Raw genomic sequence first — 13127 nt, 5'->3', positions numbered from 1 at the left:
TCTATAATTTTATTTATTATTTATCTTCTGTTTTCTCATCTTCATCTACTTTAAAGTCAGCATCTACTACATTGTCATCTTGTGGCTCTTTAGCATCTCCTTGAGCTGCTCCCTCGGTACCTTGTGCAGCTTCTGCTTCTGCTTGATATATTTTTGTAGTTACTGCGTAGAAAGCTTCTGTTAATTCTTCAGTAGATTTCTTTGTAGCAGCTGTATCTTCGCCATCTTTAACTTTTTTAAGAGCTTCTAATTTAGCTTCAATATCTTTTTTATCTTCTTCTGATACTTTTTCTCCAAGATCAGTTAAGCTTTTTTCTGTTTGATATATTAACTGCTCAGCATTGTTCTTAACTTCAATTTCTTCTTTTCTTGTTTTATCTTCTTCAGCAAATTTCTCTGCTTCTTTTACTGCCTTATCAATTTCATCATCACTTAAATTAGTTGATGCTGTAATTGTAATCTTAGCTTCTTTTCCTGTTCCTTTATCTTTAGCTGATACATTTACAATACCGTTAGCATCTATATCAAAAGTAACCTCTATTTGAGGGATTCCTCTTGGTGCTGCAGCAATTCCTGAAAGAGTAACTCTTCCTAAGCTCTTGTTTCCTGCTGCCATTTGACGTTCACCTTGTACAATGTTAATTTCAACTGATGTTTGACCATCTGCAGCTGTTGAGAATACTTGACTCTTTTTAGCAGGAATAGTAGTATTTCTCTCAATTAGAGGAGTAGCTATTCCACCTAAAGTTTCAATTCCAAGGGTTAATGGAGTTACATCAAGAAGTAAAACATCCTTAACTTCTCCACTTAATACTCCGGCTTGAATTGCAGCACCAAGTGCAACACATTCATCTGGGTTAACGCCCTTTGAAGGTTCTTTTCCAGTAAAGTTTTTAACTGCATCTTGTACTGCTGGTGTTCTAGTTGATCCACCTACAAGTACAACTTTATCTATTTCACTAAGTGATAATCCTGCATCTGCAAGTGCTTTTTTCATTGGTTCTATTGTAGAAGCAACTAAATCGTGAGTCAATTCGTTAAATTTAGCTCTTGTTAAATTCATTTCTATATGCTTAGGGCCTGTTGCATCAGCAGTAATAAATGGAAGATTAATAGTTGTTTGCATTGATGATGATAATTCTATTTTAGCTTTTTCAGCAGCTTCTTTTAATCTTTGAAGTGCCATTTTATCATTTCTTAAATCTATTCCATTGTCTGATTTAAAAGTTTCAGCTATGTGATTAACAACTTTTTCATCAAAGTCATCTCCACCTAGTTTAGTGTTACCATTAGTTGATTTAACTTCGAATAATCCATCACCAAGTTCTAATATAGATACATCAAATGTACCGCCACCTAAATCATATACTAATATCTTTTGGTTAACGTCCATTTTGTCGAGTCCATAAGCAAGTGCTGCTGCTGTTGGCTCATTTATTATTCTCTTAACTTCAAGTCCTGCTATCTTTCCTGCGTCTTTTGTTGCTTGTCTTTGACTATCATTGAAGTATGCAGGCACTGTTATTACAGCTTCGGTAACTGCTTCTCCTAAGTAAGCCTCAGCATCAGCTTTGATTTTCTGTAATATATAAGCTGAAATTTCTTGTGGAGTATGTGATTTTCCATCAACATTTACTTTATGATCAGTACCCATTTCTCTTTTGATTGACATTATTGTTTTGTCTGGATTTGTGATTGCTTGTCTCTTAGCTACTTGACCCACTAGTCTTTCTCCGTTTGCTTGGAATGAAACTACAGATGGTGTAGTTCTTGCACCTTCTGAATTAGAAATTACTACTGGTTCTCCACCCTCCATAACTGCTACACATGAATTTGTTGTACCTAAATCTATTCCTATAATTTTTCCCATTATTATTTTCCTCCTATATTCCTTTTTATTATAATAATTATTATTTTATATTTTATATATATTAATTATTAATTTGCAACCTTAACCATGCTGTGTCTTAATACCTTATTCGCTCTTTTGTACCCCTTTTGGAATACCTCGACTATTTCATTAGGTCCATACTGTTCATCTTCAACATGCATTACTGCATTATGAAGATTTGGGTCAAATGCGCCATCTAAAGCTAATTCTTCCACGCCTAATTTATTAAATGCATCATTAAATAGTCTTACTGTCATTTCAACGCCAGTTCTTAACTCATCCCCGCATCCTTCAACAGAAAGTGCTCTTTCTAAGTTATCTAAGACCGGCAGAACCTCTTTTAGTACATCTGCGCAGGCATCGGTATATATGCCTTCTTTTTCTTTTATCGTTCTTTTTCTAAAGTTCTCATATTCAGCAGCTGTCCTTAGATATTTGTCTTTAAAATCATCTATCTCACTGCGTAATTTCGTATTTTCTTCTACTAGTTTTTTCGTTTTTTTATTCATCTTTTTCTCTTTTTCACTTTCTAAAAGTTCTTCAGACTGTTCGCCCGTTAACTCTTCTTCTACTATCTGAGCATCAACCGTTTCAGTTTCTTCCACTTCATTTCCTTTTATACAACCTTCTGCCATGTCTATTTCTACCTCAGTTTCATTGGTTTCATCGTCCAAATTTAAAGTCTCATTATTAGGTATTGATGCATTTTCGTCTTCTAAAATTTCTTCATTACTTGTATTCACTGAATTTTTCCTCCATTTCTGGCTCAAAATAAATTTGTTAATTTAAAATTTAATCAATGATCATTATAAATTTGAGCTATATTATCATTTAATTCTTTAACTATTTCAGTTAAAACAGAAATAACTTTTCCATAAGGTATTCTTGTAGGCCCTATAACGCCGATAGATCCAAGCGGTATACCTGATGCGCTATAAACAGCAGTTATAATACTACATTCACGAGCGCACTCTACAAAATTTTCTCCTCCAATTTTGATTGTAATATTACGATTAGTATCGTTAACGCCTAGCAAACTACTTATACTTTCTTTATTATCTACTAAAACTAAGAACTCTCGAGCTTTAGTAATATTGTTATATTCCGGGTAGTTAAATATATTTGCAGCACCCTGAATATAGACCTCTGAAGCTTCAACATCAGATAAACTATCATATAAAGCTGGAATAATACCGTCAAAAATTTCTTGATAAAAAGCTAAATCACTTTTTAAATTATTAATGACTTCCAAGTTTATTTGCTGAATTGTAAGCTTTCCTAGTCTAAAATTAAGTATATTGGTAAGTTTTTCTATTATAGCACTCGTAATAGGTTTGCTAATCTTAATAACATTGTTTTTGATGATACCACTATCAGTAATAATTACGAACAAAATGCTTCCAGCATCTAGGCTCATTAGCTGAATATATTTTATACAGCTTTTCTGAACTGACGGCGCCTTTACTATAGATGTAAGATTAGTAAGAAGCGAAAGCATTTGTGTTGCTTGCTTAACAATTTTATCAACCTCATATAGTGCAGCATTAATAAGATGATTTTTGATCATATATTCTTCCTGAGTAGATAATTTTGTAAGTTCCATCAACCTATCAACATATAACCTATAACCCTTGTCTGATGGTTTTCTTCCGGATGAGGTATGCAAATGTTCTATATATCCCATCTCTTCAAGGTCTGACATTTCATTTCTAATAGTAGCTGAACTAATACCTAAATCATACTTTTTAGCTATGGTTCTGGATCCAACAGGCTCACCATTATTTATATAATCTGTAATTATAGCCTGAAGTATTTTAATCTTTCTTTCATCCATTTCCATAATATCACCTCTTTTATTAGCACTCACTACCGTTGAGTGCTAACGAGTATGTAATAAAAGTATCATTTACTATTGAATTTGTCAATAACCTTCATTTTTCAATATAGGCATTTTATGCTCATAATTTAAAATTACCTCTCATATACTCCATATTGCTTTTATTTCCTAATGCTGCCCTCTAAAAATAAAGTGCCCCACATATTTCATGTTTTTAATATTTTATTTAGCCTATTTATTCTGCCTTACATTACAGGATAAATTCCGACATAATCACATTAGACACTTCAATGCCTTCATATGTTAGAGAAATAGCCTCTTCATCTTCCTTCATAAACCCTGTGTCTACGTATTTATTTATTACTTCACTATAGACTTCGTTTATGTTTTTATTAAACCTTCGAAAGAATTCACTTTTACTTATTCCTACATTTTTTCTAAGCCCCATAAACATAAACTCTTCCATATCGTCATTAAATGAATTTTTTTTGTTTTCTACTATTGCGGAATTACCTACATTAATTTTTTCAATATATTTTTCTATATTTTCTTCATTTCTATATCTAAATCCATCACTATAAGAATGAGATGCTGCTCCACATCCAATATAATCGTCCATTTCCCAATATACTAAATTGTGCCTACATTCTTTATTATCTTTTGCAAAGTTAGATATTTCATATTGAATATACCCTTTTCCACCTAAATATTCTATTGTCTTTGCGTACATAGTTCTCTCTAATTCCTCATCTGGGAGTTCAAGTGTACCTTTCTCAAATCTTTTATAAAATTCTGTTCCCTCTTCGACTATTAGGCTATAACAAGATAAGTGTTCCGGATTAAGGTCCGTTACTTTTTGAAGCGTCTCCATCCATTGCTCAAGTGTTTGACTAGGCAGCCCAAACATTAAATCTACATTAATATTTTCAAAACCTATATCCCTCGCTAACTTGAAACTTTTTTCAAAATCGTTAGTAGTGTGAATTCTCCCAATTTCTTTTAAAAGCGAGTCTTGCCAAGCTTGAAGTCCTATACTTAATCTGTTTACTCCCAAACTTTTTAAAAATTTTAATATTTCCCTTGTAAATGTTCCTGGGTTTCCTTCTACTGTAAACTCTAGACCTTCACATGTATCTAATCTATCAATACTTCTCTTTATTATTTCCCATCCCTCTAAAGATAAATAGGTGGGAGTTCCCCCACCTATAAATATAGTTTTTATACTTTTATCTTTTATACTATCTATTTCCTTTGCGAGAGCTGAGGCATAATCAAGCATACAATCCTCTTTACCAGCTAGTGACGGAAAATCACAATATAGGCACTTTTGCTTGCAAAAAGGTATATGTATATACAAAGCTACATTCTTCATATTTTATCCTGCCTTCTCTTAGTCTACTTTAAGTATAGCCATAAATGCTTCTTGTGGAACTTCTACACTTCCAACTTGTCTCATTCTTTTTTTACCTTCTTTTTGTTTAGATAATAATTTTTTCTTTCTTGAAATATCTCCGCCATAACATTTAGCTAAAACATCTTTTCTAAGTGCCTTAACAGTTTCTCTTGCAATTACCTTTGCGTTTATAGATGCTTGTATTGGAATCTCAAACATTTGTCTTGGTATATGTTCCTTTAGTTTTTCAGCCATAACTCTTCCTCTATGGGCAGCTGACTCCTCGGGAACAATCATTGACAAAGCATCTACTTTTTCTCCTTTTAATAAAATATCCAGTTTTACAAGATTTGCAGTTATATATCCCTTTATTTCATAATCAAAAGATGCATAACCTTTCGTTCTTGATTTTAATGCATCAAAAAAATCGTATACTATTTCATTAAGAGGCAAGTCATAATTAACAACCACTCTAGTTGTTTCTATATATTGCATATCAATGTATATACCTCTTTTTTGTTGACATAACTCCATAACCGATCCTAGATACTCTGATGGCGTTATTATAGAAGCTTTAACTATTGGTTCTTCCATATAGCTAATTTCTGTAGGTTCTGGTAGATTTGTAGGATTTGTTATTTCTATTAATTCTCCACTAGTTTTCATTACTTTATATATAACCGATGGAGCTGTAGTAATAATATCCAAATTAAATTCTCTTTCAATTCTTTCTTGTATTATTTCCATATGAAGAAGACCTAAAAACCCACATCTAAATCCAAAACCTAATGCAATAGAAGTTTCTGGTTCAAAACTAAGTGCTGCATCATTTAATTGAAGTCTTTCTAGCGACTCTTTTAACTCTGCATATCTTGCACCATCTATAGGGTATATTCCACTAAACACCATAGGTACAGCTGGTTTATATCCCTTAAGTGGTTTTAATGCAGGCCTTGCAGCTTCTGTTATAGTATCACCAACTCGAGCGTCCCTAACATTTTTTATAGAAGCCGTTATATATCCAACATCTCCAGCCATTAACTGCGGTACTGGAAGATAATTTGGAACAAAAACTCCAACTTCTACTACTTCATATATTTTATTAGTGTTCATCAGTTTAATCTTCGTTCCCGATTTAACTATGCCATCTTTGATTCTTACGTAACATACAACACCTTTATAACTATCATAAGAAGAGTCAAAAATCAAAGCTTTGAGTGGGGCTTCTTCATCTCCACTAGGTGGTGAAATCTTTTTTACTACAGCTTCAAGAACATCTTCTATATTAAGTCCAGTTTTAGCTGATATTAACGGTGCATCTTGAGCTTCAATTCCTATTACATCCTCAATTTCTTGAATTACCTCACTTGGCCTTGCACTAGGAAGATCTATTTTGTTAATAACAGGTGCAATATCAAGGTTGTTATCTAGTGCTAGGTAGCAATTAGCAAGAGTCTGAGCTTGAATCCCTTGTGATGCATCAACTACAAGCACTGCCCCTTCACAAGCAGCTAAACTCCTTGAAACCTCATAGTTAAAATCCACATGACCTGGAGTATCTATAAGATTGAATATGTATTCTTCTCCATTTTCTCTTTTATAAACTAACCTTGCTGGTTGAGATTTAATTGTAATACCTCTTTCTCTTTCCAGATCCATATTATCAAGTACTTGTTCTTCCATTTCTCTCTTAGTTAATGTACCAGTCTTTTCTAATAATCTGTCTGCAAGAGTAGACTTGCCGTGATCAATATGTGCAACTATTGAAAAGTTTCTTATAAATTTTTGTCTATTGCTCTGCATTATTTTTTACCCCCGTTATTCTGAACTATATTTAAATCATTTTTACATAATCTAGATATACTTTATCTTAAAAGTATTAGTTTTTATACATCAAATTAAATTATATCATAAATATATCTAGTTTTGTACGTGGATTGTGATTTTAAATGATACTTTATTTCAGTTACGGGATTAATTTAATATTATTTAGTAAAAATACCATTGTAAACAGCATTGCATTTTTCTTTAACATTAAAATATTTTTCTTTAATGTTATAAATAGTTTTATTATTTACATAAAAAACATATCCATTTGTCTCAATTCTGAAATCAACAGGCTTTAATTTAAACGTTATTATAAATCTTGACTTATCCTTAACTAGTTCTGACTTACTAATATTAATCTTTAAAAATCCATACAAAAATATAAGAAACCAAATAACAATCACAAGAATATACTTATTTCTACCTCTTTTACGCATAAAAGGTGCCCCCCACATTCTCCTTAATATATAGAATTACTTTTTTGTAACTCTCTCCTTAATAAGGATGCACTTTTTAAAACAAATTATTCACTTTTTACCATTTAATTGTTCTGCAATAACTCTAGATAAATACTTACCCGTATTTTTTACTTCTTGTACAGTATTGGTATATGTCCCAACTTCAATTAGCAATGCATTATCACTTCTATTTTGATTATAAAATCCCATTCCCCAGTGGTAAGCATAAATAGGATTGCTTTTCGCAAGACCCGGATATAATTTATTTGATTTTGCTACTAAAGAATTTATTAATTTCTTTTGCTGTCCATATTTAGGGTTTTTATCAGTTACCACAAACATAAACTTAGCAACATTTTCACCATTTATTTTAGTTGTTACTGAATTTTTATTTTCTACACTGTCTCTATGTAAATCTATTATTAAATCAAATTTTTCATATACCTTTAAGTACTTGTCTAAAGTAACTCCTGATTTTTTATAAGCATTATTATAATCTCCTTTATCATGAACAGTTTTATCATGTATTACTGCAATACCATATTTACTCTCAAGTTCTGACTTTATTACATCACCAACGATACATACATTTCTTGTTTGATCAGTGCTACTCTTAGTTTTAGCTAGATCATTTCCAGATAGTGCATATGCCTCACAAGTATGAGAATGATATATTAGAACCCTAGGCTTTGCATTATTTAAAGCTGTTTTTAAAGCAGGATTATCAAGGGTTGCTACCAAATTAGAATCATCACTTTTTGAGTCAGTTTTGCTTATCTGGTTATCTCCTAACTTGAAGGGATTTAGACTAAATACTTTTGAATCATCTTCCTGAGTATTATTATCGTTTTTATCTAAATATGCAATTTCTTTTACTACTATAGATATAGGGTTCATTAAATCTACTCCTATAAACGATAATGCTGCTAGCTTCATGCTATCTTCACTGTTAGTACTTTGCTCTTTATTATTTGATATCTTAATTACCGATAATGCATTATTTATAACATTAACATAAAAGTAATTTCTATATTCACCTTCACTATTTGCTTTAGCACTAATAGGCAAAATAATACCTATTAAAAAAATAATGAGTAATGCGAAAACACTAAAAAATATTCTCACATTACTTTTTTTTCTTATATTATATTTAGAGAAGTTTGTCTTTTTACTAGGTCTATTTTTATATTCCCCTATAAAATTTATAACTTTGCAACTCTTTATTTTATAATTCACTTTTATCCCTCCTGCTTAGGAATCTTAAAAAATGACTAATTATAAAGTTAGCCTACTTTTTAAATCTACCTATACCATACATATGAGGAAAGTGTCCAAGTTATTACTAGTTTAGATACTTGTTTATATCTTCTAAATCTAGTGCTGGTTGCAACGCTATATTAATGCCATTGGCAATGATTTTCGAGACAGAATTTATAACAATATCAATCTCTTTTGGAGTAACCACTAAATTACCAACATAAGGATTTAATATTTCAGAAATCATTTTTTGTTTTTCTACCTTATCAATAGACTTTAACATATTGTAGAATTCTTTGCCTTCACTAGCCGATTTAATCATCTCATCTAGCACTAAATCAATAGTATCATTAGCAAGTGTTGCTGCATCAACTACCGTTGGAACACCTATTGCAATAACTGGTACCCCTAAGGTTTTTTCGCTAATTTCCATCCTACGATTTCCAATTCCCGCTCCTGGTGATATTCCCGATGTCCCTATTTGTATAGTTCTATTTACCCTATCCATTTTTCTAGAAGCTAATGCATCAATACAAATTACTAAATTAGGTTTGATCCTTTCCACAATACCACGTATAATTTCACCAGTTTCCATACCGGTTATTCCAAGTACTCCAGGTGATATGGCACATACTGGTCTAATTCCTTCATCTATTGAGTCTGGTACTAATTCCTTTAGATGCCTAGTCACCATTATCTTTGAAACTACTTTTGGACCTACGGCGTCAGGTGTAACGTTCCAATTTCCAAGCCCAACTACTAATGCCGTCATGCTATCATCAAGTTTTATAAGTGGCGTTAAGACTTTTCCCATTACAACACTTACTCTGTCCATAGCATCACCATCATAATGAACAAATTCTGGGATATCAATAGTTATATATGTACCTTTTGGTTTTCCCATCATTTTTTCACCAATATCACTTACTATTTGTACATTAGTAATTTTAATATCACCCTCACTATACTCATCTACATCAACACCAGGCATCTCTCCATTATTTTCTGCTTTGTATATCTCTTTAGCTTCAACAGCTAAATCCGTTCGTACATTTATCATAACTTCACCTCAACTAAATTTTTAATATTATCTTTTCCTAATAGTCATTTCCTATTCTTTGAATAATATTTATTTTATAATTTGATTTTATATTAAATTCACTTGAAGTACTTAAATTTTAATGCTATAATACCAGTTGATTGATTAAATAGACTCGTATGCAGTTTTCCCCAAAACTGTTGATCGTTATTAAATATAAAGGGGGGTGAAAATGAATGGCAAATATAAAATCTGCAAAAAAGAGAATTAAAGTTACTGCAGTTAAAACACTTAGAAATACAATGATTAAAACTGCTTTAAAAACTAAGGTAAAGAAATTTGAGACAGCTATCGTTACTGGTAATGTTGAAGATGCTAAGGTTACATACGCAACCGTTGTTAAAGCTTTAGATATGGCTGTAACAAAAGGAATTCTTCACATTAACAAGGCAGCAAGAAGAAAATCAAGACTAGCTGCAAAATTAAACACTTTAAGTTTAACAGCATAATTAAAAACCGGTGATTTACACCGGTTTTTTACTTTTTTGTTCTACAAATAATTTTATACTACATCACAGTCTTTATCATAAAAACTTCAATATTTATCTTATCGTCAGTAGAAGTGCTTTTCAATATTTTTTCTGTATCAACACATAACTCAATATTTCTTTTTAGCGCCTTAATTGTAAATTTCATGCTTTGCGAAATCATTTTTTCACATATATATGGGTGAAGCCTTAATTCATTTGCCAAAACTTCTTTTGATTTCCCACTATCTATACCTAACTTAATATTAAATAAAAGATTAAATTGTCTTGCTATCATAAATAATATAAGCGGAATTTTTTCCCCCTTAAATATAAGTTCATTTAAAACATCTAGAGCTTTCTTAATATTTTTTTGGGACAAATAATCAACTAAATTAAAAATATCATTTTCACTTTTTTGAGGAAGCATTTTCAAAATATCTTCTTTAGTTATACCTCTTCCATTTGTGAATGAAACCAATTTTTGTATTTCATTTTCTATGATATCCATGTTATTGTCTACATGAGCACAAAACAAGGTAAGTTCTGCTTTCTCTATTTTTGTACCTGCACTTTCAAATAAGCTCCTACATTTTTTTTGTAGTAATTCCCCTCTTAATTTATCAACTTTTATTACACAAGCTTTTTTATCTAATTTTTTAATTTTGTTACTAGGTTTTTCTCTATCACTTAAGAACGTATAATATATAATCAAAATGCAATGAGGTGACGGATTGCTTAAATACTCATTTAACATGGTGAAATTCTTACTTTTTAAATCTCCAGATTTTTTATTTCCAGATGTATCATCTAAAAACGAGGCTCTATATACAACTACCACCTTTTTATTACTCATAAATGGCATGGTTTCACACGCATCGCTAATTGTCTCAAAGTAAGTTTTACTACCATCAAATTTAGAATAATTTAAGTCTTTAAAATCCTCACTTAGTACATTTTTAGTTATAAATGATACATACTCTTTTATTAATTTTTCATCCGACCCACAAAATATGTAACAATTATCTAAATCACGTTTATTTATCTTTTTTTCAAGTTCAACATAGTTTATCAAAGTATATCCTCCAACCCCTGCGCAAATTTCAAGATTTTATTTCCTACAATTATGTATTTATTTATTATTGTTCCTGTTGGCACATATATTTCATCATTTTTAAGCACTACGTTCTCTTTAGATAGTGTGCTTCCTTTTACATGACTAGTGGTTACCGTATTATCATTATAATTTCCTATACTATGTTTTATATCTTTTTCATTCAAAAAGCAAACTGATGCTTCTAGTTTATTACCTCTACTAATCAACCTGATAGAATATCTATCTGTAAGTCTTACAGTTGAGTCACCAGAAAAACCTTGAACAATTTTATCTATAGTCACAGGAATTTTTATGTCCTTAACATCAACATTACCTGTGGTTACTGCAATTGTTGTTTTTTTATATTGCAATAGAACTATATTATTTTTATTTATACATATATAGCTAATTTCAGGAAAAATTTTATAATTTTGAAATGTGATAACACATACTACTAAAAAGGGAATATAGCTAAATTGCCTATATCCTTTTTTAATTCCAAGATAACATAAATATAGCGCAAATACAACTAAACCCTCTATATACGAAAAGTAAATCATTTCAGGAAGCATTTCCGAAAGCATTTCTTGAATATATTCTATAATCATTAAAACAGTATATAATCCAAAATTTATTAAATTAAACAATCCAGAAATAGCACTACACACGAGTCCTATATTCCCAAGCACCACAACCACAGTATAAAACGGCAACAACACAAAATTACTAAAAAGGAATCCCAAACTAAAAGTTTTAAGTGCAACAACTGCATATGGCATAGAAAATATTTGAGAACTTAAGCTTAAACTAAAGGATTCATTTAATTTAGATGGTATTTTATATAACACCTTTTTCATTTTCTTATTATACACTACAATTCCCAGAACACAAAGAAAAGACAACATAAATCCTATATCAAGAATATAAAACGGTCTAATCATTAATAGTATAATTGCTGCAAGACTAAGTGATGACAAGCTATCATATTTTTTATAAACCTTATTCGATATCTTCAATATAAAAATCATTATAAAAGCCCTTATTGTAGATGCTTGCCCCCCAGTAAATATCATATAGCCAAATGAAAATACTATGGCAATTTTATACCCTATAATCTGCTCTAAAACTTTATATACTATTGACATATGTAGTCCCGATACACTTATAACATGACTAATACCTAACTTTTTAAAATCATCTTTCTGTGTTTTTTCTATGTACCCACTATCACCAAAACATACACCCATAACTAATGCCGCTTTTTCTTCTCCTAATATTTTCAAAAATTTATCATATAAACCACTTCTGAAACCTTCAATATTTGATATTAAATCATCATTACAAATATCATATTTTTTAACTATATATGTCCCAACTATACCTCTCTCATATTCAGGCTCTTTTTTAAAACTTCCATTTATCCAAACTCTTTTCCCTCGCTTTAACTCAGCAATATCCCCTTCCAAAACAATTATCTTATTATCACATTTAGCAGTGCAATAATATGTACTCTTTTGTGCAATTCTCACTTTCACCTTTTGTGATCTCGGTAAATTAATATTAAAATAGCAATAATAATTTATTACTCCAATAATAAAAAAACAAACTATTAAATAAAAAAACTTTATATTTACTGTAAAATACATCACAAATAAAAATAATACTGCTATAAGAAAACCTAAAATAGTATTGTTTATTAAAATCAAACAAGTAAGACATCCCACAAATATTGTTACTGCATAATATACCAAAGGCCTAGCCATAATAATTACCCCCTTTGATTTCATTTTATCCAATAAATA

At 30.7% G+C, this 13127-nt stretch carries 11 protein-coding genes; 1 reads left to right on the top strand and 10 read right to left on the bottom strand.

The features are described from left to right. Positions 1-16 precede the first annotated feature (16 nt). The 8 genes from dnaK to gpr all read right to left on the bottom strand — a co-directional run bounded on the left by dnaK (position 17) and on the right by gpr (position 9723). Complete coding sequence (gene dnaK, locus KPL55_RS02730; RefSeq protein WP_216305176.1) at positions 17-1870, bottom strand: molecular chaperone DnaK; 1854 nt, start codon at positions 1868-1870, stop codon at positions 17-19. 68 nt (positions 1871-1938) lie between these two features. Beyond that, the gene (gene grpE / locus KPL55_RS02725; protein ID WP_281418795.1) at positions 1939-2565 is read right to left on the bottom strand and encodes a nucleotide exchange factor GrpE; all 627 of its coding nucleotides are present in this window, start codon (positions 2563-2565) and stop codon (positions 1939-1941) included. 122 nt (positions 2566-2687) lie between these two features. Next, a complete protein-coding gene (hrcA, locus tag KPL55_RS02720; protein ID WP_216305174.1) occupies positions 2688-3731 on the bottom strand; it encodes a heat-inducible transcriptional repressor HrcA in 1044 nt (347 codons plus the stop codon). Positions 3732-3978: 247 nt separating this feature from the next. After that, positions 3979-5100 (bottom strand): radical SAM family heme chaperone HemW, encoded by a 1122-nt coding sequence (gene hemW, locus KPL55_RS02715; RefSeq protein WP_216305173.1) that lies wholly within the window; start codon positions 5098-5100, stop codon positions 3979-3981. An 18-nt stretch (positions 5101-5118) separates the two neighbouring features. Then, a complete protein-coding gene (gene lepA, locus KPL55_RS02710; RefSeq protein WP_216305172.1) occupies positions 5119-6924 on the bottom strand; it encodes a translation elongation factor 4 in 1806 nt (601 codons plus the stop codon). Between the two features lie 182 nt (positions 6925-7106). After that, positions 7107-7385 (bottom strand): hypothetical protein, encoded by a 279-nt coding sequence (locus KPL55_RS02705; RefSeq protein WP_216305171.1) that lies wholly within the window; start codon positions 7383-7385, stop codon positions 7107-7109. 90 nt (positions 7386-7475) lie between these two features. Next, positions 7476-8642: a stage II sporulation protein P gene (locus tag KPL55_RS02700; RefSeq protein WP_216305170.1), complete on the bottom strand. Its 1167-nt coding sequence runs from the start codon at positions 8640-8642 to the stop codon at positions 7476-7478. Positions 8643-8748: 106 nt separating this feature from the next. Then, entirely contained in the window at positions 8749-9723 is a 975-nt protein-coding gene (gene gpr / locus KPL55_RS02695; protein ID WP_216305169.1) for a GPR endopeptidase, read from the bottom strand. A gap of 215 nt (positions 9724-9938) precedes the next feature. Between gpr and rpsT the strand changes: the two genes are divergently transcribed. Further along, the gene (gene rpsT / locus KPL55_RS02690; RefSeq protein WP_216305168.1) at positions 9939-10211 is read left to right on the top strand and encodes a 30S ribosomal protein S20; all 273 of its coding nucleotides are present in this window, start codon (positions 9939-9941) and stop codon (positions 10209-10211) included. A 58-nt stretch (positions 10212-10269) separates the two neighbouring features. Here the strand turns inward: rpsT and holA are convergent, their stop codons facing one another. Further along, on the bottom strand, positions 10270-11304 hold the full coding sequence (gene holA, locus KPL55_RS02685; protein WP_216305167.1) for a DNA polymerase III subunit delta: 1035 nt from the start codon (positions 11302-11304) through the stop codon (positions 10270-10272). After that, on the bottom strand, positions 11301-13088 hold the full coding sequence (locus KPL55_RS02680; RefSeq protein WP_216305166.1) for a ComEC/Rec2 family competence protein: 1788 nt from the start codon (positions 13086-13088) through the stop codon (positions 11301-11303). The genes holA and KPL55_RS02680 overlap by 4 nt, the downstream gene beginning before the upstream one ends. Positions 13089-13127: the final 39 nt, after the last annotated feature.

This window comes from Clostridium lacusfryxellense (assembly GCF_018861735.1).
GTDB lineage: Bacteria > Bacillota > Clostridia > Clostridiales > Clostridiaceae > Clostridium_AD > Clostridium_AD lacusfryxellense.
Note: the sequence above shows the minus strand (reverse complement) of the source record. Positions and strands in the feature narration are given on the sequence as shown.

What these genes read in the sequence shown, in the direction of transcription:
- dnaK (WP_216305176.1), bottom strand. Translation starts at nt 1,870, where the DNA reads ATGGGAAAAATTATAGGAATAGATTTAGGTACAACAAATTCATGTGTA.
- hrcA (WP_216305174.1), bottom strand. Translation starts at nt 3,731, where the DNA reads ATGGAAATGGATGAAAGAAAGATTAAAATACTTCAGGCTATAATTACA.
- hemW (WP_216305173.1), bottom strand. Translation starts at nt 5,100, where the DNA reads ATGAAGAATGTAGCTTTGTATATACATATACCTTTTTGCAAGCAAAAG.
- lepA (WP_216305172.1), bottom strand. Translation starts at nt 6,924, where the DNA reads ATGCAGAGCAATAGACAAAAATTTATAAGAAACTTTTCAATAGTTGCA.
- KPL55_RS02705 (WP_216305171.1), bottom strand. Translation starts at nt 7,385, where the DNA reads ATGCGTAAAAGAGGTAGAAATAAGTATATTCTTGTGATTGTTATTTGG.
- gpr (WP_216305169.1), bottom strand. Translation starts at nt 9,723, where the DNA reads ATGATAAATGTACGAACGGATTTAGCTGTTGAAGCTAAAGAGATATAC.
- rpsT (WP_216305168.1), top strand. Translation starts at nt 9,939, where the DNA reads ATGGCAAATATAAAATCTGCAAAAAAGAGAATTAAAGTTACTGCAGTT.
- KPL55_RS02680 (WP_216305166.1), bottom strand. Translation starts at nt 13,088, where the DNA reads ATGGCTAGGCCTTTGGTATATTATGCAGTAACAATATTTGTGGGATGT.